The following is a 19,457-nucleotide window of genomic DNA, read 5'->3' as shown; positions in this document are numbered from 1 at the left end:
ATCTAGCTGGGGCCGTCCTGTTGGCCCGATCCCTGCTTTCTGCTTAGCGAGCAACGGACTGCACCAGAGGGAGAGGTCGCCATGAATACCATCAACCTGCACCGGATGAAAAGCTGGGCCAAACAGGGGGAAACGCCACTGGCTCGCCGGGTATGGCGACTGGCCAAAAGTGCCCGCCACTGGTCATTCCCCGTGATCCCACCCCTGCATCGGCTGCTTTATCGGCTCTATCTGCTGGGCAGCAACGCGCTGGAAACCCTGACCCGCACCCTCTGGTGGACCCCCTTGTTTCAATCTCGCCTCACAGCCCCCGCGCCACGCCTCTATCTCTATGGCGGCATCCCCTATATCAGCGGTCCGGTCACCATCGAAATTGGTGCCGACTGCCGCCTCAGCGCCGCCATGACCATCAGCGGCCGGGCATCGAGCCAGACGCCAAAGCTGGTGATTGGCCGCAATGTCGGCATTGGCTGGCAGACCACCCTGGCGGTGGGTAGCAAGATAGTGCTGGGGGATAACGTCCGGATTGCAGGGCGTGCCTTTCTGGCGGGCTACCCGGGGCACCCGGTCAACGCCCGCGATCGCGCCCGGGGCCTGCCGGATCGCGATGAACAGGTGGGGGCCATTGTGCTGGAGCAGGATGTCTGGCTTGGCACCGGGGTGATGGTGATGGCCGGTGTCACCATAGGCGCGGGCACCATTGTCGCCGCTGGCAGCATCGTCACCCGGGATCTGCCCGCTGGCGTGCTGGCAGCGGGTGTACCGGCCACCGTACTGCGCCCCTTGCTGCCACAGGATCACAGCGACCTCGCACACGCTTCGGAGACCTTGGCATGAAACCACACTCACTGCCGCAACTGGTGGTGCTGGGCGAGGATTGGGGCCAGCACCCCTCCAGCACCCAGCACCTGATCAAGCGTCTGTTGCCCGATTATCAAGTGCTCTGGGTCAACTCCATCGGCATGCGTTGCCCCCGCTTTACCCTTCATGATCTCACCCGCATCGTCCGCAAACTGGGGGCGGTGCTGCGCGGCGCGCGCCATGCTGGCAGCCAGTCGGTTGCGCCAATCGACGCCAGCAGCCCCCGGGTTCTGCCGCCGCTCGCCTTGCCGCTGCCGGGCAGTCGGCTGGCGGGCAAGATCAATGGCCACTGGCTGGCGGCGCAGATCCGGCGCCAGTTGCCCGAGCTGGATCGCCCCTTGCTCTGGATCTCCCTGCCCAGCGCCGTCGATCTGATTGGCAAGCTCGAAGAGCGGGCGGTGATCTACTACTGCGGCGATGACTTCTCGGCGCTGGCGGGGGTGGATCATCAGGCCATCGCTCACTGCGAAGCCCGACTGGTGGAAAAAGCGGATCTCATTCTGGCCGCCAGCCCCGCACTGGCCAGCCGCTTCCCCCCCCATAAAACCCGGCTCCTCAGCCACGGGGTGGATCTCGAGCTGTTTATGCCCCCCAGAGAGCGGCCGGCGGATCTTCCCTCCGGCCGCCCCATTGCCGGATTTTACGGCAGCCTGAGCGACTGGATTGATATCCCCCTGCTGGCAGAGACGGCGGCCGCCCTGCCCCACTGGGATCTGGTGCTGATTGGCCCGGTCCAGACCGATATCTCCCCCCTCAAGGGGCTCCCCAATATCCATCTGCTGGGGCCCCGACCCCACCACACGCTGGCGGCCTATGCCCAGCACTGGCAGGTGAGTTTGCTGCCCTTTGTCGACAACGCCCAGATCCGTGCCTGCAATCCATTGAAATTGCGCGAGTATCTGGCCGCAGGGCGCCCCATCGTCAGCACCGATTTTCCGGCTCTCGATGGCTATCGGGATCAGATCCAGCTCCCCCACGATGGTGAGAGCCTGGCCCAGGCCATCAACCGGGCCGCCTTTGATCAACCCAATCCGGGCTGGTTTCAGGAGAGTGGCTGGGAGGGGCTCACCCGCAGCGAAGGGCGCCACACACGCCAACAGCAGGTGGCCCTGCAAAGCTGGGATCACAAGGCTGCCGAGCTGAACAACTGGTTGAAGGGGCTGGCCGGATGAGCAGAGGGCTTTGGCTGGTTATCCTGCTCTGCGCCAATGCAGCGATGGGCGCTACCCGGCTGGAGGGGCTGACCCCGCTGCCCCTGACAGGCAACCAGACACCCCAGCGGCTCGATCTGAGCACCCACAGCTGGCCAATAGGCAGCGATGATGAACTGGTGATCGAGGGCCATAATCCCAGCGCCCACCCGCAAACCCTGATCCTGCGTATCGACGATGAGGCCTCGGTCAACTACCGAAGCCGGGTCAATCTGGAGCGGATTGTCGCACCCGGCCCCTTCACCCAGCGCTTTGCCTTGAGTGAGTGGCGCACCAGCCAACCCAGAGCGCTGGCGCTGGACAAACTCACCAAGCTCTATCTCTTTATGGCCGATAACGCCCCCTCGCTGACCATTCACCGCTGGTACTGGGTGCCCGGTCTGACCCTGCCTGAGGGCACCATTGCGCTGGATCTGGGGGCGGCGGCTGCGCCCCGCTTTACCGGCTTTGAGGCCCTGAGCCCGGGGGATCCCCGGCTGATTGGCCACCCCACCGCCATCTTGCGCCCCTCCGGCGATGCCCTGGTGCGCGATGGGCTGCGCAATCTCGACGGAGTGCGACTGGACTTGGCCAAAGGGCGCTACCAGCTCACCCTCTGGCTCGATGATCCCGGTGAATGGGAGTATCTGCCCCACCCCTTCGAGCGCAGCGTGCTGGTCAATGGCGAGCCCATCTGGGCCGAACAGTGGCAACCGCAGGAGTGGCTAACGCAGCGCTATCTGGCGGGACAATCCCGCGAGGCACTGCCAAATCCGGATCCCTGGCAGCTGTTCGGGGCTCGTCAAGGCGGCCCGGTCCATGTCACCCTGAACCACCCCGGCGGCCCGCTCACTATTACACTGGTGGGCCACTCACCGGATGCCAAATACCTGGCAGGGCTGCTGCTTGCCCCCTATCCGGCCAGCACCAGCAAAGAGGCTCTCCCGAATAGCGGAAAAGATCGCGCCGTATTGGCTGACGCTACCGCAAGCGTGCTGACCAAGCAGCGCCAGCTGTTTTTGGAGAAGTGGACTCTGGCCCCCTATTCCCCAACCCCAGCCCCAGCTTCGCAGCAGCTCAGCCTCACGCCGATTACGGATGCCGCCCCAACCCTGCAGATCGCCCCGGCATCTGCGGCCGATGCGTTGCAGCAGGCTTCACAACCCGTGCTGGCCGCCCGTGGCAGCCAGCTGTTGCTGGAGTTTGCCATCCACGCTGCCACCGACGATCCGGCCCCCTTGCTGGTGATCCAGCCCCCCGAACAGGCAGGATCACCGCTGGCGCTGACCCACTATTACGGCAAGTGGCATCTGGTTCGCCCGCAGGCGAGCGGCACCCTGTTGGCCCCCTCGGATCAGGAGCTGGTCGAGGGGATCGCCGGGCTCACCCTGCTGGCAGGCGTACCTCGGCGTCTGGTGCTGCAGATCACCGTCCCTCGCGATGCGCCTGCCGGTCGCTATCTGGGCAATATTCAGCTGCTGAGCCAACAACAACTGGTGCAATTGCCGCTAACTATCGAGGTGCTGCCGCTGACCCTGCCCGCAGCCAGCAAGCCGGTCGGCATCTATGTCGAAGCACCCCCTTATCTGAATTGGCTGAGCCCCAATCCCGAGGCGTTAAAAGAGCAGATCGCCGCGGCCAGTCGCTGCGATCTGGCGCGGCTCGCCAAACTCGGGATCAGCGGCCTCTCGCCCGCCCTGCCACAGGATGAAGCGGGGATGCGGGAGATCATGGGAGAGGCGGCCGGGCTCGGCTTTGTGCCGCCCCTGCTGGCCTATACCCCGCTCAAACGCTGGGGGGGAGACCCTGCCAGCCAGCTTGATCAGTGGCAGGCCCGGCAACAGGGGCTGACCGCCAGCGGCTTGCCCCCGCTGGCATGGAGCCTCTTTGATGAGCCCGATCTTGCCACCCTGCCCGCCATCACCACCCTGGCGCGGGAGATGAAACGGCTGGATCCGGCGGTGATCCGTGCGGGTCACTTCAATCATCCGGGTCAGGTTGGTCTGCTGGCAGAGGTGGAGATTGCCCTGATCAACGCAGGCTTTGGCGCCGACAAGAGCGATGTGGCGCGAGTGCGCCAGCACAAGGTCACCCCCTGGTTTTACAATCTGGGCACCCCGAGAGCCGCCGGGTTTTACCTGTGGCAAAGCGGCGCCGAAGGCTATTTGCAGTGGCATGGCCGCATGCCGACCGCCCTGCCTTATGACCCCACCGACGGGCGGGAGAGCGACTTTATGCTGCTCGGCCCGCAAGCCTGCGAGGCGCACCGCCTCTCCCACGATCTGCTGCTGTTGCAGCAAGCCATCGAAGATCTGCGCTGGCTTGCCTGGCTAGAACAGGAGGCCCGCTATCAAGTAGAGGCCGCCGTGCTGCTGGAGCGCCTGCGGGATCAGCTGCCGACCCGCTGGCAGGTGGCAGAGCAACTGCCCTCTGCCGCCTGGATCCAGTGGCGCCGCGAAATTGAACAACTGGCCAAGGGATTGAAAACATTGCAAACTGGTGCCCACTCATCCTCCTGAAGTGACTGCGTATGGCCAACCAGACTCCCCGCTCCACAGCCAAAGACAGCGCCCTGCGCCGCCTGTTGCCCCTGATGCTGCCGTTGCTGATCCTCACCGGTTGCGCCCGTCAGGAGCCGGTCAATGAGACCCTGCCAATCCTCAACCAGTTGCGGGAACAGCAGCTGGCCGAACAGCCCCAATTGCAACTGCAGTACCAGAAAGCGGAGACGCAACTTGCGGCGGATCAGGAGCAGCAGTTGCATCAGTTTTTGGGACGCAAGGATCCGGCCCGGATTGCGCTGATAAGCGGCCCCGGGCTGCAAACCGACATGCTGGAGAGTGCGCGGATGGCGAGCGTGCGCCTGACCGCCCTCACCCGCTTGCTGGGAGCTCGCGCCATTGAGCTGGAGCCCCGCTATGACCCCATGCTGGCCCCCAATACCTTGCTGATCCGCATTCTGCCAAACGGCGAATCGGGGGCGGTCACGCCAGCGGCGGCGCAATAAGGCCGAGGCAGGTGGTCGGCAAGGCCACCCGATAGAGGGGATAAGGGGCCAGCCCCCACAATTTGCGCCAACCCTGGGTAAGACGGTACGAGAGCAGCGGCGGGCTCTGGTGTAGCTCGCCTAAAAACATCACCCCCTGACTCATCCCTTCACCCGCCAGCGTCACTGACATCGCCTCCCGATCCGGCGCCACCAGCATGGCCTGCAGCAGACCATCACAACGAGGATGGGCCAGCTGATAGCTGACATAGGTGCCGCCCAGTACCGGCGTAGCCACCCGCAAGCGCCATCCCAGCTGGACCAGCTCCATCAGCATGGGCTTGGCCCCCTCATTGATCGTCCGGTTCTGATAACGCCAGCCCATGGCGGCAGCACTGCTCAGCGCCACCAGCAACAGCAGCAGATATCCCCTAGATAGACGCATCATGGCGCCCCCTTAGAAACAGGATGGTCATCACCAGCAACATGATGGCCCACTGGTAGAGCTGGGCCAGCGAGCCGGTATGCAGCCAGCCATACCAGCGCAGATCCAGGCTCATCAGCACCAACCGCAGCTGATTGGCCCCGATATAGAGCAGGCAGACCAGCAGCAACATGGGCCACTGCCGGTAGAGGGGGCGCTCCGGCGCCAGCCAGCAGCAGGAGACCAGCCAGGAGAGCACCACCAGATAGAGTTGAGAAAACGAGGAGCACCCCTTGAGCACAATCAGGGCATGGCCCCCCAACCGCTCGATGCGATTGCCATCAAGGCGAGTCTCCCAGCCCAGCAGCTGCAACCACTGGCCTACCCCCCAGGCATCGAGGGCCAGCACAGGGCCAGAGAGCAGGGCAAACACCTGCTGCCCCCACAACACCGCCACGGTAAAGGCGAGCACAATCTGCAACACCGCCCGCTCATCGCCACTCTGATGACGGCGCCATAGCGAGGCCACCAGCAACAGACAGGCCAGCGCCTTGCAACTGGCGCTGGGGATCAGGATCAGCAGGATAAACAGGGCGAGCGCCAGTGGATGCGGGCGCCAGCTCGGCGCAACCCGCGATGCAATTTGCCACCAGATAGCAATCAGCAACACCACCAGCAAGTTGAAGTGGCCCATATTGAGCCACACCATGCCCCACTGATTGGCCAAACCAAGTAGCAGCCAGTTGGGTGCCCACTGCCAGGGACGGATCTCCATCGCAACTCCTGCCGGTTATCAGCGCTTTTGAGTGCTGTCGCAAGTTCCATGCCTGCCCGGCCTCACCCGGATCAAGCCAAGTCAGAGGATGCAACAAAGCTGGCACGCTTTATTCATTCCCCCTGCTGGCACTAGCGCCAGGGAGAAGGAGTGAGCAATGAAACTCAAACCGTTGGTAGGGCTGCTGGGGATGTTGTTGGTAACCTCCCCCGCATACGCCTTGACCGAAGTCGATACCGAACTGCAACTGCTGATGGATGTGTCGGGCAGCGTCAGTTCATCGGAATTCAATTTGCAGTTACAGGGCTATGTGGACGCCTTTTACAGTCAGGATGTACAGAGCGCCATCCTCGACACCAGCGGCGGCAAACTCGGGTCCATCGCCGTACAGATGATCATGTGGAGCAGCAGCAACCAGCAAAGTCTGATGACCGACTGGTTCCACCTCTACGACATGACCTCCATCAACAACTTCGCCGCCACCCTGGATGCCCTGGTGCGTCCCTATGCGGGGATGACGGCCCCCGGTTCGGCCATGGCCTTTGGTGCCCAGCAGTTTGATACCAACAACTTCACCGCTGCCCGCCAGGTGATGGATGTGTCGGGTGACGGCATCCAGAACAACGGGCTGGATACCTCTACCGTGCGGGATCAACTGCTCGCCTCCGGCATCGATACCATCAACGGCATCACCATAGGTCAGGACTACGCCGATGGGGTGCTGCAAGAGTGGTATGTGGAGAACGTGGCGGGAGGTCAGGATGCGTTTGTGATCAATGCCACCACCTTCGCCGACTTTGGCAATGCGCTGGAGCTCAAACTGGCAGCCGAAATTGAGGGGGGCATTATCCCGGAAGGGGCACTGGCCGCCCCCATCGAGGAGATCCCGCTGGCCGCCCAGCTGCTGCTCGGTATGCCGCTACTGCTGGCCTGGCGCTATCAGCGCCGATCTCAAGGCCGTCCGCAGCAAGCCAACTGGCAACAAACGCCAGCTATCGGCTAGCTAATCATCCCGTGTGTCGCGATTAGGGAGCCATGGCTCCCTGATTTTTTTGTGGCGGTGATGACCTGAATACAGCGCGAAAAGGCTAGTCGCCCTGACGAAATTCGCCCGATTGACCAATATGCCAAGTCTGACCATATGGATGATGCGCCGCTTGTTTTTCTGAGGGCAACAACGATAACGCCTTCAGAGTGGATGCGATAAGTTCACTCTTGCCAAGAGCCTGGCGTAGAGAGAGCGCCTCTGACAGCACGGCGCGAGCGTTATCATAGGCGCCGGTCTGTACGAGAGCCTTGCCAAGATGATGCAGTGCGAAATGCCGCATAAGGGATTTTGGTTGCAACCGACAAACTACTTGGGTGGCCAAGCTGACAGCTTCATCTGCACGATCGAGCCGCTGCAAAACCTGTACCAGGCGTAGTTCTGAGCTAACGCGAGCAGCATCGTCCTCTGAAACCATCTGCGCGGAGATCACCTCTCGGAGAATGGCTTCTGCCTGCGCGGCTCGCCCCACACATAGCAACATAAAGGCGGCAGCGCTCCGAGCTCTTGAAGCATCTTTTGATAATGCAGCACAGGGATGTAGGTCTAGGGACTGATTGGCAACAGCCAGCATGGCTACTGGGTCTACCGCTTCGGGGAGCAGAAAAGGAGCGCACAAGCGGTATTCCGTACCGGTGCCTGCGACGCAAAACGTGTAGCCATCAGTGAGCGCCATGGGTTGATTCATCGATCCTCACGTTTGAAATAAGCTGCCTTGCAGCATTCGATACTTGCAGCAAGCAAGGGCTGTAGGTTCGATTAGCACAGCGTAATCGGACGTTCGCGGCCTTTCTGCAATATTTCTATTCAACTCGCTAAAACCCTCCCATCTTGCCACTTCTCCCCTCCCACCAAAAATCACCCTCGAACTGGCACCAGTTGGGACGTTATTGCCACATTGACGTGAAGTTTCACTGCGAGCGTCCGATTACGTTTCGCTAATCGAACCTACGAGCTACTTAAACCAATCAGACCGGCCGTAATCCCAAAAACAAACCGAACGAAAAGTGGCACATGTTTTTGTCCCATTGAGCAGATTGTTAGGCTTATGTCCAACATATACTCATAAAATCATTAAGCTCTCTAACATGTTCAGGGGATACATAGATAGAAATTTTTTCAGATCCTATAGCTTTAGCCACAGCGTAGCGGTGATGTCCACCTTGAAAAATCACTTCGTTATTCTCGACAGGTTTAATGATTGGTGGAGTAATGGGATTACCCTCAGATAAATACACGATCATCTCAGCTAGTTTCGATTGACAGCCCAGCTCCCATAATTCATCACCATCTCGTCGACTATAATGACACAAATGTTTATCGAATTCCAATAAAGGCATGTGGCCAAGAACAAGTCCTTTAGGGTACATTTTTTCAAAATCAGTTTGTGTTACACCATCAAAGCAAAACCTTTGAGATTTCAACCGGTAGTCCCAGTTGAATTCGATTGCTGGCCACTCTTCCGGTGGTTTATTGTAGAATTCTTTTGATTTGTTAGAAATCCGCTCATTTTCATCGACTTCACGTCTATAGTGTTGAGCACTGTCATATCCCAATATTTGAGCTAATTCATCATGAATTTTGTTCATATGCTCCTCTGATAATCCTAACAGCAATTACATGGAATGCGTTATTGACATGTTGACAACTTGTTCCACCTAACTGTATCCACCACTCGTAATTATAATCAAAAAATCATTTTAAAATGATTTTACACTAACACCTCACACCTACTTCACGCCCACTCAACTTGTACTTCCGAGTAAAACCACCGTCAAGAATCGTAAACAGAAAATGAAGCCTATCTCCTCTTTTATTGGCTTGCCGCGATGTTTACTCCACCATCCGTACAATATAAAAAAGGCCTTATCACAAGGCCTTTTCAGAAATATCCAGATTCAGACTGGCAGCCCGCTTTTACGGCTATCAACCCGGTTCCGGTGACAAGGGCAACACCTGCCCATCCAGCGCATGATCACTATTGGATGGATAGTCCGGCACTGGCTCGCAGTAGGGAATGCGGCTTAGCACCGGCGCCTTGACCAGGGCGGCCAGTTGATCGGAGCGGCGCAGGCTGGCATCCGCCAATTCGGCCACCAGCGCCAGACCGCAGCCCAGCCCCAACCCGCCAACAATGCCCGCCAGCAGAAACAGCCAGAGCGGGTAGTTGCTCGGCTTGCTGGGGGCAAAGGGTTTGTCGATCACCTTGATCCGCTCCCCCTGCTCGAAGTTGCCCAGATCGCCGGTCACCTTGGCCTTCTCATAGCGCAGCAGCAAATCCTGATAGAGGGTGCGCTTGACCGCCAGATCCCGCTCCAGCTCGGCGAGCTGGCGCTCGGTATCTCCCTGGGAGTCGACCACCTTGTCCAGTCCATCCAGCTGGCTCTTCAGGCCGGCGGCGTTTTGCTCCGCCTCCGTCAACTGCGTCTGGGCCAACTGCCACTCGGGCCCGCGCGCCATATCCGGTTGGGATTTGAGCTGCTCGAACTCCTGCTGCAACTGGTCAATCTGATAGCGCAGACTCTGTACCTTGCTGTGCTCGTCGCTGTAGCGGGCCCGCAGCAACACCAGCTCGGTGCGCATCAGCTGCAGCTTCTCATCCAGCTGGCGGGCCAGCTGGCTCTCCTGCCCCAGCGATAGCTGATCGACCCGGGCCTTGGCCTGCTGCAAGGTGATCAGGCTCTCGGCGTAACGCTCCTGCAAGCCATAGAGACGGGCGACGTTGGTACTCTGCTGCTGGGGCAAGGCGCTGGCATGCTCCCGTTTAAAATCGGCGAGCAGCTGCTCGGCCGCTTGCAGTTCGCTGCGGCGGCTGTCGAGCTGGCTTTGCAGGAAACGTTCGGACGATTCCGCCGACTCACGCCCCTTGCTGAGCAGGTTGAAGAAAAAGCGCCGCGAAATGGCTTCGAGCAAACCGGCGCTGTTGGCCGCCGAATCCGCTTTTACCTTTATCTCGATCACCTCATCGCCGATCAGCCGCAAAGAGACGGCACTCGAGAGCCAGTCCATGATGGCATCGCGCTGAGCTGGCGGGGTCTCGTCATTGACCAGACCGCGATCCCGCGCCACCCCGTCCAGCACATAACGGCTGCGCAGCAGGGCTTCGAGCACCGCAAAGCGATCCTTGAGACTCTCCTGAGTGATCAGATCCTTGAGGGTCGGGGTCTGGTTGGCATCTTGCGGCACCATAAAGGTGGTGCGGCTCTCATACTCCTTGGGGGTGAGCAGGCCGACCGTCACACCCACCAGCGGCATCACCAGCACCGGGATAACCAGCAGATAGCGACGGCGCCAGGCGGCAAAGAGAATGATGTAGAGGTTGTAATAGAACTGGACAGGCATGGCATCACTCCCTGAGAAAAGCCCTCCCCCCGTACGATGCAAAGGCAGTGCCACCAGAGGTGGCTGATCCCCTCTGTGAGCAGATCGCAAGAGTGGTACAAGATTCGCATTCTCCCGCTATCCGGGGTGTCACCCCTTCCCTTGCCGGAGCGCGAACCATGTTGTCATCAACCCCGTCGCACAGACCCCATCCCCGCGGGAGCGCCAGCGCCCAGCCCGTCGTACAACCTGTTCTGCAACCTGTCGTTCAAATCGTGCAGCACCTGCAGCCCGGCGGGCTGGAGACCATGGTGCTCAACCTCACGCAGGCGAGCCCTGCCGAGCAGCCGGTGCATATCATCTCCCTCGAAGGGCGCAAAGGGGATGTGCTAAGGGCATGGCCCGCCCTGCATCCCTTTGCTGGCAATATTCACTGTCTGGAAAAGCCCGCAGGCTGGTCGCTGGCAACCCTCTGGCGGCTCACCCGACTGCTGCGCCAACTCAAGCCAGCCGCGGTACATACCCACCATCTTGGGCCCATGCTCTATGGCGGCCTCGCCAGTCGGCTGGCCCGGGTGCCCACCCTGGTACACACAGAGCACGATGCCTGGTATCTCGATGATCCCCATCAGCGCACGCTGGCCCTCTGGGGACTGCGCGCCTTCAAACCCATTCTGGTGGCCGATGCCACGCCAGTGGCCAACCAGCTGCTGGTCAAGCTGGGCCAGCTGTCGCCAACCGTGATCCCCAACGGCATCGATGAGCTGCGCTTTGCCCCGGGCGTCGCCGCCCTCGCCCGTCAGGAGATGGGGCTGCCGCAAGGGGTCAAGTTGATTGGCTGCGCCGCTCGCCTTGAGTCGGTCAAGGGACATACCTTGCTGCTGGAGGCGATCCGCGCCCTGCCACAGGAGGTGCATCTTGCGTTGGCTGGGGTCGGCAGTTTGCAAAATGCGTTGCAACAACAGTGTCAGCAACTGGGGATCGCCCATCGGGTCCATTTTCTGGGGCTGGTCGAAAACATGCCGCGCTTCTATCAGGGGCTGGATCTCTTCTGCCTTCCCTCGCTGGCGGAGGGGATGCCGCTTTGTGTGCTGGAAGCACAGGCGTGCGGGGTGCCGGTGGTGATGAGCGACGTGGGGGCGGCCAGAGAGATCGTCTGTCAGGCCAGCGGCCATATCCTGTCGGAGCGGGATCCCGGCCGCCTTGCCCAGCTTCTGGCACAAGGGTTGCTGCAGTGCCATAGCCTGCGTGCCGTCACCCGTGAGTTTGTGTGCCAGCAAAGCAGCTTGAGCCGGATGGCTCAGGCCTATCAGCAGCTTTACAGCCGCTGATCAAGCGACCCGATGACCAGAGGAGCATCCCATGGAATGGATCATGATCGTGTTCTGGCTGTGCGCTGTACTGGTGGTCTACCACCATGTCGGCTATCCCCTGCTGCTCAAATTTGGTGGTCGGCAGGCGCGCAAGGTAGCCAATCCACCCCGCCCTCTGGATCGGGGATTCAAAACAGAGGCCGCCGATGAGGCGCTGCCGACCATCACCCTGCTGATGCCGGTCTACAACGAGGCGGCGACCATCGCGGCCAAGCTGCAAAACCTCGCCAGCCTCGATTACCCCGCCGACAAGCTGTGGGTGCATGTGCATTTCGACGGCTGCAGCGACAACAGCTACCCCATTGCGCTCAGCCAGCTCGGTGATCCCGCCCTGCAGCAGTTGCAGATCAGGCTGTTTGATCACCCCCGCAATCGCGGCAAGGTCGCCGTGCTCAACGAGGCCATGACCCGGGTGCACAGCGATCTGGTGGCCCTCACCGATGTCTCGGCCCTGCTGCCCATCGACAGCCTGCTGCTGGCGGTCGCCCATTTTGCCGATCCCAAGGTAGGGGTGGTCGGGGAAGCGTACCGCTTCTGGCAACCGGGCTCACAGGGCGAGGAGAGTTACTGGCACTATCAAAGCCAGATCAAGCTCTGCGAATCGGCCCTTGGCGGCATGCTGGGAGCCCACGGGGCCTTTTACATGATGCGCCGGGAGTGCCTCACCCCGCTGGCTGCCGATACCATCAACGACGATTTCATCCTGCCGATGCAGGCCATCGCCAAGGGGTATCGGGCTGTCTATGACAATCGCTGCGCCGCACTGGAGCTGGAAGTTTCCAATGCCGCGCTGGAGGCAACACGGCGCAAGCGGATCGGGGCCGGCAACACCCAGCAGCTGCTGCGGTTGCTGCCCCTGCTGCACCCCAAGTTCGGCTGGGTTGCCTTCAACTTTGCCAGTGGCAAGGGGCTGCGAGTATTGATGCCGCTCTGCCTGACCCTGCTGTGGCTCTGCGCCATCCCGCTGGCCACCCAATCCCTGCTGTTTCAGCTGTTGCTGGGGCTGCAACTGCTGGGGTATCTGCTGGTCATCCTGATCCAGCTGACCCCTGTGCACCCCTGGCCCAATCTGTTTCGCAAGATCCACTATCTGGTACTCGGACACTGGTACAACGGCATGGGCACCCTGCGCTACTGCCTGCGCGCCCCCATACGTTTCATGTCACAGGAGAAAGCCGTATGACACACCCCATTCCAAGATTGACCCTGGTGGTCAAACGCAGCATGGATCTGCTCGGTGCCACTCTTGGCCTGCTGCTGACGCTGCCACTGTGGCCGCTGATCATGCTGGCCATCCGGCTCGATAGCCCGGGGCCTGTGTTCTTTCGTCAGTTGCGGATCGGGCGCAGCCATGCCACCCATACCGAGCTCTTTTTCATGATCAAGTTTCGCACCATGCGCGCCGACGCCGAGGCGGCCACCGGGCCGGTCTGGTGTGGCAAGGGGGACAGCCGGATCACCCGCAGCGGCGACTTTCTGCGCAAAACCCGGCTCGATGAGCTGCCGCAGTTTATCAATGTGCTCAAGGGGGAGATGTCGCTGATCGGCCCCCGTCCGGAGCGACCCGGGATCGCCAACCGGCTGGAAGATGCGGTGCCGTACTTTATCGAACGCACCTATGAAGTGGCCCCCGGCATTACCGGTCTGGCACAGGTCAATCAGGGTTACGACGAGTCGCTCGATGATGTGCGCAGCAAGCTGGCGTTCGATCTGGCCTACTCGGTTGCCCTGCTCCACCCCTGGCGCTGGCTGGTGCAGGATGTGCATATCATCGGCAAGACGATCGCCATCATGGTTGGCAAGAAGGGGCGCTAATTCTGCCAATCTCAGCAACGCCTCAACCCCACAAGGCCATTGCTACTGCAATGGCCTTTTTTATGGCGCATCCTTGTGGCACGTCCGCGGTGATCACCGAGAAGTCAGCGACCTGATCGCCATCATCTGGCCCCATCCACAGGCCTGATGTCCGCTTGCCCCACCGCAGAAATCCTAGCGTTGCGTGATCACCGAAGCAATCCGCCCCCTGCAACCCCTAACACCGGCACATAAAAAAACGAGTGGCCAGCGGCCACTCGTTTTTGGCGGGTTTCCCCTTGGGGATTCAGGCGCCGTAGACAGCCAGAATATCGGTCACTCTGTTGCTCACGCTGTACCCGCGGGCGATGGTGTTGCGGGCCGCCTGACTCATTTTGCTGCGCACCACCCCATCGCTGCGCAGCCAGTAGTTGACCAGCTCCGCCATATCCCGCACATGGCCGGGCTCCACCAGCCAGCCATTGGATTTATGGTCGATCAGATTGACCAGCCCCCCCACCGCAAAGGTACAGACAGGTATGCCGTGAGCCATCGCCTCCAGGGCCACCAGCGGCAACCCTTCAAAGCGGGAAGTGATGCAGAGCAGGTCGATGTTGTGCCACTCATTGGCCATGTTCTGGAAACCATGAAGCTGGACGCGATCACCATACTGCTGCAACAAGGCGCTTTTCATGGGACCATCCCCGTAGAGATGAAACGCCCCGTCCGGGCAGAAGGCGGCCAGCTGGCAGAACACCTCCGGCCCCTTTTCCGGCGAGAGGCGGCCGACAAAGGCAATCCGGTTGCCAGTTACCGATGCCGGTGTCGCAGGCATGGGGACAAAGTTGCTGATCACCGTGCTTGGCACAGGCAATTTGCGAGCGATGGGCTCGCTTACTGCAATACACTTCGCAAAACGCGCTGTGGTGCGATCCAGCCAGCTGTAAAACTTCAGCAACCCTTCCCCGTCATCCCCACTGTGAAAAGTCGAGACCACCGATTTACCGGTAAACCAGGCTGTAAGCCGCCCCAGCACCCCGGCCTTGTAGCCGTGGGTATGGATCAGCACAGAAGCCGGCTGGCGGGCCAGACGGCGCATAAAGTCGCGGCTGTTGTGGCACACCTCGTAGGGCAAGCCCTGTTGTTTGAGCAGGGTCGTAAAGGGGGTCATACCGTGGTTGCTCACCAGCACTATGGTGGGGCGAAATCCTCTGGCCAGCAGATCGTTGGCCAAGTGGATAATGTGAACTTCTATTCCACCGACCTGACGCGCATCGATGGCCAGCCAGATCTGCTGCATGGGTAACATAAGGCCCTCCTCCCGTGGCTCCATGCCACCTGAAATGAGGCGCTGCATAGAGCGGGCCAGTCAGGCAAAGAGGGGCAGGATCAGGCGCCGGGACAGGCGACCAGCAGGAGGGTCATGTCATCGAGGGCGGCATCATTGATGCGTTCATCAAACCAGCGGGCAATGCGATGAGCCAGTTGCTCAAGACCGGGCCCCGAAGTCAGGCAGATCTCTTTTAGCTGCGACTCCCAGCGCTGGCGCTCTTCTGCGTCACGGCTATCGAGCAGGCCGTCGGTCCAGAACAGCAGGATCTCGCCGGGCTTGAGCTGACGCTCATTGGTCACGAAGTGGGGATCTGGGCGCAAACCGGGCAAGGGGCCGGTCACGCCGACCTGACGAATGGTGCCGGGCCCGACCAGCCAGGGCGCCGGGTGGCCCGCGCTGGCCCACTGCACCCGCCCCTCGTTGCCGAGCTCAATACAGAGGGTGGTGAGCAGGGTAGCCCCGAGGAGCGGATCACTGTGAACCGCATTGGACAAGATGGTCAGCAAGCGGGCGGGGGCGCGCTCCAGATCGTGGGCGGTCAGCAAACCGCGCAGATAACCGGCATAGGCATGGGCGAAGAACTTGGCTTCCGCATCGTGGCCCATCACATCCCCGAGCCACAGCACCCGATCCTTGACCAGCAGAAAGTCCCCGCCCCCCACGGTGGCCGCGCGGGTTTGCAACGCCAGCTGGTATCCCCCTATGGAGGTGGCGGGCAATAACGGGCGCAGCGCCGAGGTCATGCGCTGATCCAGCTGTTCGCCCCATTGCGACTTGAGCTGCTCCGAGCGTTGCAGCACCCGCGAAACCGCCAGCAACAGGTCCTGCTTGGTGATGGGCTTGACCAGAAAGTCATCGATCCCCAGCGCCCCCGCCCGACTCTGGGTCCACTGATCCTGATGCCCGGTCAGGAAGATAAAGGGCACCCCCTTCATCTTGGGATCCTTCATCAACTGCTGGCGCAGCCCAAAGCCATCGATCCCCTCCATCTCGATATCGGAGAGCACCAGCGCGGGAGGTTGCTTCCCGAGCGCCAGCAGGGCGGCATGGGAGTCGGCATAACTTTCAACCCGGTAGTGCTCATGGAGATAGGCGGTGAGCAGGGCACGCATCACCTTGTCATCGTCGATCACCGCGATCACCGGCTGTTGGTTGACCGGGCCCTGCTGGCGAAGGGTCACACGATTGCGCTCACCGTCGCGAGAGAAGTGCACCTCGGCAAACAGCTGGTGCACCAGCGCCAGCCCGTATCCCCCCTCCTGCAGTTCATCGGGTAACGGCGCACTGGCAAGACCGGGTTGCGGGCCGCCATCATCCTCCAGTATCAGACTCAAGCCGGTTTCATCCTCTTTCAGCGTGAGCCAGAGCCGGGTCGCGGGAGGAGCTGTGTGTTTGACGCTATTGGTGGCCAGCTCACTGAAACAGAGCAGCCAGTTGGCTTGATCCTTTGGGGAGACCTGAAACAGGGAGAGTCCCTGCGCCAGCCGGTTGCGCAGTTCGCGCACCGCCTGCAGGGTTGCCGGAGCAGATCGCAACCAGTCATCCATATCGGGCCTCCATCAGCGGGCGATCAGATCCGGAAATTGAGCAAGGCACTGCGCCGGCACCAGCGCTTGAGCCATTCGGTCACCCGGTTACTGGGCAGCCGGTTGAGTTCGCGCAGGATCTCGCTGGCCAGCCCCGGGTTGAGTTTGTCGTTATAGACAGCGCCAATCAGATTGGCCTCGGCACGGGTCAGTTTATCCACCGCACTTTGTACCACGGTCGTCGGCGTCACTCCCGCCAGCACCACCAGCAGCGCCCCTTCACAGGCCCCACAGACCTGATCGGCCGGAATATTGCCCCGATTGAGAGCAGTGAGCGGTGAGCGGTGAGGTATCGAAGATCACCACATCGTAATGCTCCAGCCAGCGAACCAGCAGTTGACGCAAGGTATCCTTGTTGCGAAAAGCCATCAGATCCTTGCCCGGCGCCGGGAGCAAGGACAAGGAGCGGCCAGTGGCCACTGGCTCGGGCACATCATTGGGCCCCCAGGCAACCGCCGTGGCGCGGCCGGGATGATAGAGGTTGAGATCCACCAGCAGGGTGCGCTGCCCATCCGCCTCCGAGCGCCTTGCCAGCGCATCGCAGATGGAGCTCACCCCCTCTCTCCCTTCTGACGAGGTGACAGCCAGCGAGCGGATCCCGCGGGCGACCGTCGCCGCGTAGAGGGATTCGAGCTCCAGATATTGAATGGGGATGCTCATATCAAAGCGTCCCGACCAGGGCCACCACCGAGATCGTGGTCAAAATGTCGCGCATGCCATCCATGAAGATGGCCCAGTTGCTGCTTTTGCTATCAGGGATAAAGACGGTGTCCCCTGCACGCAGCACCGGCAACTGGCTAAAGTCGGGCTCTTTGGCAAAGCCGTCGAGATCGAAGCTGCGGGCCTGATCCCCCTGACCACTGGTAGCCATGTTGATCACCACAATCTTCTTGATATAGGCGCTGCTGGTCGGGCCCCCCGCCTCTGCCAGCAGATCCAGCAGGGTCATGGAGGAGTCAAAGCGGTAGCGACCGGGACGGGCAATCGCCCCCAACACCCGAATGGTGTTCTCCTTGGGCTCGTCGAGCCAAGGGCGATTCTTCTCCGGCAGGTAGATGGAGTCGCCGGGCAGCACCTTGGGCAGCAAGGTTTCATCGCCAGTTTCAAAGTAGAGGGCAAGGTCGAGCTTGCTGACCCGCGCCGTGCTGCCACTGCGATGGGCGATACGCACATTGCGCAGATCCGCCGCCGCAGTCGGACCATCGGCGGCCGACAGGATGTCGATAAAGCCCATCTGCTCATTGAAGGCATAGCGACCGGGGGCCCCGACCTGACCGAAGATATAGATGGAACTGTCCGGTGACTGGCGCACCCACTGGGACTTGTTGTCACTGGGATCGGTGGGCAACTCGGGGATCATGATGGTGAATCCGGCCCGGATCTTCGGCAGGCTGGCCAGCGCCCCCCCCTGATGAAGGAACTTGTCGAGATCAAACAGGGTTGGCGTGGCCTGCCCCCCTTCGGCGGTCAGGATCTGCACCTTGGCGATATCGGCCCGCTCGTTGGGGCCACCGGCGTGGGCGATCAGATCCAGCAACGACATTTCGTCAGACCATTCATAGCGGCCCGGGATCCGCACCGCCCCCATCACCATCACCGCCCGCCCGGGGGCCACCTTCAACCAGGACTTCTCGTTGATATCGGTCTTTTCCGGCACAAAGATGGCATCACCGGGTTTGACTTGGGGCAGCGCCTTTTGCATCCCCTCGGTATAGGCCTGCAAGTCGATGGGTTCGATCGTGCCATCGGTGCGCAGCAAACGGATCTGGCGACTCTCGGCATAGCGGGTCGGGCCACCGGCATTGGCCAGAATATCGAGGAAGGAGTCCCCTTCCCGCCCCTCATAGGCGCCGGGTTTGAACACCTCGCCCATGATGTAGATGGTGCGCGCTCCCCGTTTTATCTGCTCTTCATCCTTGGGCACGAAGATGGTGGCGCCCGGCGCCAGATTGGGCAGCAGCTTGTTGTTGCCGGAGTCGAGATAGGCTTTGAGATCGAACAGTTCGGGGGCATCACCATTGATCACCCGGATCCGCTCCACCCCGGCAAAGCGGGTCACCCCACCGGCCCGCATCAGCAGATCCACGATGGAGTTGCCGCTCTTGAAACTGAAGGCGCCGGGGCTGTTGACCTCGCCAAATACCTTGATCGCCTTGCCGGTATCGCCATCCCCGCCTGCCGCCAGGGTTGCCGCATCAAAATCTATTTGCACGTTGCCGATCAGCGGAGAGGCGGGTACGAACACCACATCAAGGGATTGCAATGGCGGCAACACGCTGGCATCGCCGGTATCGAGATAACGCTTATAGTCGAAGCTCGAGACCGTGCTGCCACGCCGCACCTGCATATTGTTGAGCTGGGCACCGGGCACCAGACCGCCAGCGGCATCGAGGGCCATCTGCACGTTGCCATCGGGCGCCAGATCATAACTGCCGGGTTTTTTGACATAGCCCATCACGCTGATCAGCAGCCGCTTCTCCAACAAGGTGACGGTCAATTGAGAGAGGTTGTTGTAGACAGGTTTGAGGGCGGTGCGGATCAGTTCATCCGCCTGTTGCAGGGTCTTCCCCCCCACCACGACGTTGCCGACCTCAGGCAATGCAATCTCCCCCTGCTTGTTGATCTGGAAAGGCTGATCAAAAGCAGGCTCACCAGGTTGCACTATGGCCAACCGATCACCGGGAGCCAACAAGGTGGAGGCCAATAACGGGCAGGTGAACAACAGCAAGAGAACACAGATCAATCCTTCGAGAGCGCCCCGTTTCATAG

General features: G+C 60.9%; 18 protein-coding genes. 8 read left to right on the top strand and 10 right to left on the bottom strand.

Annotation, left to right across the window (positions count from 1 at the left end; all coding sequences use genetic code 11):
* The first annotated feature begins 81 nt into the window (after positions 1-81).
* From OKC42_RS09215 to OKC42_RS09200, 4 genes are read left to right on the top strand one after another with little or no spacing between them, the layout of a single operon-like run.
* A complete protein-coding gene (locus OKC42_RS09215; RefSeq protein WP_270658770.1) occupies positions 82-837 on the top strand; it encodes an acyltransferase in 756 nt (251 codons plus the stop codon).
* A complete protein-coding gene (locus OKC42_RS09210) occupies positions 834-2,033 on the top strand; it encodes a glycosyltransferase (protein WP_270658769.1) in 1,200 nt (399 codons plus the stop codon). The genes OKC42_RS09215 and OKC42_RS09210 overlap by 4 nt, the downstream gene beginning before the upstream one ends.
* Positions 2,030-4,570, top strand: a complete 2,541-nt coding sequence (locus OKC42_RS09205) for a hypothetical protein (RefSeq protein ID WP_270658768.1) — start codon at positions 2,030-2,032, stop codon at positions 4,568-4,570. The genes OKC42_RS09210 and OKC42_RS09205 overlap by 4 nt, the downstream gene beginning before the upstream one ends.
* An 11-nt stretch (positions 4,571-4,581) precedes the next feature.
* Entirely contained in the window at positions 4,582-5,058 is a 477-nt protein-coding gene (locus OKC42_RS09200) for a hypothetical protein (protein ID WP_270658767.1), read from the top strand.
* Here the strand turns inward: OKC42_RS09200 and OKC42_RS09195 are convergent.
* Both OKC42_RS09195 and OKC42_RS09190 read right to left on the bottom strand, forming a co-directional pair.
* Positions 5,036-5,482 (bottom strand): hypothetical protein, encoded by a 447-nt coding sequence (locus OKC42_RS09195; RefSeq protein WP_270658838.1) that lies wholly within the window; start codon positions 5,480-5,482, stop codon positions 5,036-5,038. The genes OKC42_RS09200 and OKC42_RS09195 overlap by 23 nt on opposite strands.
* Complete coding sequence (locus OKC42_RS09190; protein ID WP_270658766.1) at positions 5,469-6,236, bottom strand: hypothetical protein; 768 nt, start codon at positions 6,234-6,236, stop codon at positions 5,469-5,471. Before OKC42_RS09190 ends, OKC42_RS09195 begins: the two co-directional genes overlap by 14 nt.
* 157 nt (positions 6,237-6,393) lie before the next feature.
* Between OKC42_RS09190 and OKC42_RS09185 the strand changes: the two genes are divergently transcribed.
* Complete coding sequence (locus OKC42_RS09185; protein ID WP_270658765.1) at positions 6,394-7,239, top strand: DUF1194 domain-containing protein; 846 nt, start codon at positions 6,394-6,396, stop codon at positions 7,237-7,239.
* 85 nt (positions 7,240-7,324) lie between these two features.
* On the opposite strand, the gene OKC42_RS09180 is transcribed toward OKC42_RS09185, so the two are convergent.
* The 3 genes from OKC42_RS09180 to OKC42_RS09170 form a co-directional block, all read right to left on the bottom strand.
* Positions 7,325-7,969 carry a hypothetical protein gene (locus tag OKC42_RS09180; protein WP_270658764.1) on the bottom strand — a complete coding sequence of 215 codons (645 nt, stop codon included), beginning with the start codon at positions 7,967-7,969 and terminating at the stop codon, positions 7,325-7,327.
* Between the two features lie 358 nt (positions 7,970-8,327).
* Positions 8,328-8,870 (bottom strand): transcriptional regulator, encoded by a 543-nt coding sequence (locus OKC42_RS09175; protein WP_270658762.1) that lies wholly within the window; start codon positions 8,868-8,870, stop codon positions 8,328-8,330.
* A gap of 337 nt (positions 8,871-9,207) precedes the next feature.
* Positions 9,208-10,623, bottom strand: coding sequence for a GumC family protein (locus tag OKC42_RS09170; RefSeq protein WP_270658761.1), 1,416 nt, complete (start codon positions 10,621-10,623; stop codon positions 9,208-9,210).
* Between the two features lie 158 nt (positions 10,624-10,781).
* On the opposite strand from OKC42_RS09170, the gene OKC42_RS09165 reads away from it, so the two are divergent.
* From OKC42_RS09165 to OKC42_RS09155, 3 genes are read left to right on the top strand one after another with little or no spacing between them, the layout of a single operon-like run.
* Complete coding sequence (locus tag OKC42_RS09165) at positions 10,782-11,933, top strand: glycosyltransferase (RefSeq protein ID WP_270658760.1); 1,152 nt, start codon at positions 10,782-10,784, stop codon at positions 11,931-11,933.
* A gap of 31 nt (positions 11,934-11,964) precedes the next feature.
* A complete protein-coding gene (locus OKC42_RS09160) occupies positions 11,965-13,158 on the top strand; it encodes a glycosyltransferase family 2 protein (RefSeq protein ID WP_042083499.1) in 1,194 nt (397 codons plus the stop codon).
* On the top strand, positions 13,155-13,790 hold the full coding sequence (locus tag OKC42_RS09155) for a sugar transferase (protein ID WP_005333398.1): 636 nt from the start codon (positions 13,155-13,157) through the stop codon (positions 13,788-13,790). Before OKC42_RS09160 ends, OKC42_RS09155 begins: the two co-directional genes overlap by 4 nt.
* Positions 13,791-14,076: 286 nt before the next feature.
* On the opposite strand, the gene OKC42_RS09150 is transcribed toward OKC42_RS09155, so the two are convergent.
* From OKC42_RS09150 to OKC42_RS09130, 5 genes are all read right to left on the bottom strand, one after another.
* Entirely contained in the window at positions 14,077-15,078 is a 1,002-nt protein-coding gene (locus OKC42_RS09150) for a glycosyltransferase family 4 protein (protein WP_128816445.1), read from the bottom strand.
* An 80-nt stretch (positions 15,079-15,158) separates the two neighbouring features.
* Positions 15,159-16,649, bottom strand: a complete 1,491-nt coding sequence (locus OKC42_RS09145; protein WP_270658759.1) for a SpoIIE family protein phosphatase — start codon at positions 16,647-16,649, stop codon at positions 15,159-15,161.
* A 23-nt stretch (positions 16,650-16,672) separates the two neighbouring features.
* A complete protein-coding gene (locus OKC42_RS09140; protein WP_270819504.1) occupies positions 16,673-16,894 on the bottom strand; it encodes a hypothetical protein in 222 nt (73 codons plus the stop codon).
* A 13-nt stretch (positions 16,895-16,907) separates the two neighbouring features.
* The gene (locus OKC42_RS09135; protein WP_270819503.1) at positions 16,908-17,348 is read right to left on the bottom strand and encodes a hypothetical protein; all 441 of its coding nucleotides are present in this window, start codon (positions 17,346-17,348) and stop codon (positions 16,908-16,910) included.
* A 1-nt stretch (position 17,349) separates the two neighbouring features.
* Complete coding sequence (locus tag OKC42_RS09130; RefSeq protein WP_005360128.1) at positions 17,350-19,455, bottom strand: SLBB domain-containing protein; 2,106 nt, start codon at positions 19,453-19,455, stop codon at positions 17,350-17,352.
* Positions 19,456-19,457: the final 2 nt, after the last annotated feature.

The sequence above is a fragment of the Aeromonas sp. Y311-2 genome (assembly GCF_027706025.1).
Classification (GTDB): Bacteria; Pseudomonadota; Gammaproteobacteria; order Enterobacterales; family Aeromonadaceae; genus Aeromonas; species Aeromonas veronii.
The sequence above is the reverse complement of the archived record's forward strand: the minus strand, read 5'-3'. Positions and strand labels throughout refer to the sequence as shown.

What these genes read in the sequence shown, in the direction of transcription:
- OKC42_RS09150 (WP_128816445.1), bottom strand. Translation starts at nt 15,078, where the DNA reads ATGTTACCCATGCAGCAGATCTGGCTGGCCATCGATGCGCGTCAGGTC.
- OKC42_RS09200 (WP_270658767.1), top strand. Translation starts at nt 4,582, where the DNA reads ATGGCCAACCAGACTCCCCGCTCCACAGCCAAAGACAGCGCCCTGCGC.
- OKC42_RS09170 (WP_270658761.1), bottom strand. Translation starts at nt 10,623, where the DNA reads ATGCCTGTCCAGTTCTATTACAACCTCTACATCATTCTCTTTGCCGCC.
- OKC42_RS09175 (WP_270658762.1), bottom strand. Translation starts at nt 8,870, where the DNA reads ATGAACAAAATTCATGATGAATTAGCTCAAATATTGGGATATGACAGT.
- OKC42_RS09160 (WP_042083499.1), top strand. Translation starts at nt 11,965, where the DNA reads ATGGAATGGATCATGATCGTGTTCTGGCTGTGCGCTGTACTGGTGGTC.
- OKC42_RS09130 (WP_005360128.1), bottom strand. Translation starts at nt 19,455, where the DNA reads ATGAAACGGGGCGCTCTCGAAGGATTGATCTGTGTTCTCTTGCTGTTG.
- OKC42_RS09185 (WP_270658765.1), top strand. Translation starts at nt 6,394, where the DNA reads ATGAAACTCAAACCGTTGGTAGGGCTGCTGGGGATGTTGTTGGTAACC.
- OKC42_RS09215 (WP_270658770.1), top strand. Translation starts at nt 82, where the DNA reads ATGAATACCATCAACCTGCACCGGATGAAAAGCTGGGCCAAACAGGGG.
- OKC42_RS09210 (WP_270658769.1), top strand. Translation starts at nt 834, where the DNA reads ATGAAACCACACTCACTGCCGCAACTGGTGGTGCTGGGCGAGGATTGG.
- OKC42_RS09180 (WP_270658764.1), bottom strand. Translation starts at nt 7,969, where the DNA reads ATGAATCAACCCATGGCGCTCACTGATGGCTACACGTTTTGCGTCGCA.
- OKC42_RS09155 (WP_005333398.1), top strand. Translation starts at nt 13,155, where the DNA reads ATGACACACCCCATTCCAAGATTGACCCTGGTGGTCAAACGCAGCATG.
- OKC42_RS09195 (WP_270658838.1), bottom strand. Translation starts at nt 5,482, where the DNA reads ATGCGTCTATCTAGGGGATATCTGCTGCTGTTGCTGGTGGCGCTGAGC.
- OKC42_RS09165 (WP_270658760.1), top strand. Translation starts at nt 10,782, where the DNA reads ATGTTGTCATCAACCCCGTCGCACAGACCCCATCCCCGCGGGAGCGCC.
- OKC42_RS09205 (WP_270658768.1), top strand. Translation starts at nt 2,030, where the DNA reads ATGAGCAGAGGGCTTTGGCTGGTTATCCTGCTCTGCGCCAATGCAGCG.
- OKC42_RS09190 (WP_270658766.1), bottom strand. Translation starts at nt 6,236, where the DNA reads ATGGAGATCCGTCCCTGGCAGTGGGCACCCAACTGGCTGCTACTTGGT.
- OKC42_RS09145 (WP_270658759.1), bottom strand. Translation starts at nt 16,649, where the DNA reads ATGGATGACTGGTTGCGATCTGCTCCGGCAACCCTGCAGGCGGTGCGC.
- OKC42_RS09135 (WP_270819503.1), bottom strand. Translation starts at nt 17,348, where the DNA reads ATGAGCATCCCCATTCAATATCTGGAGCTCGAATCCCTCTACGCGGCG.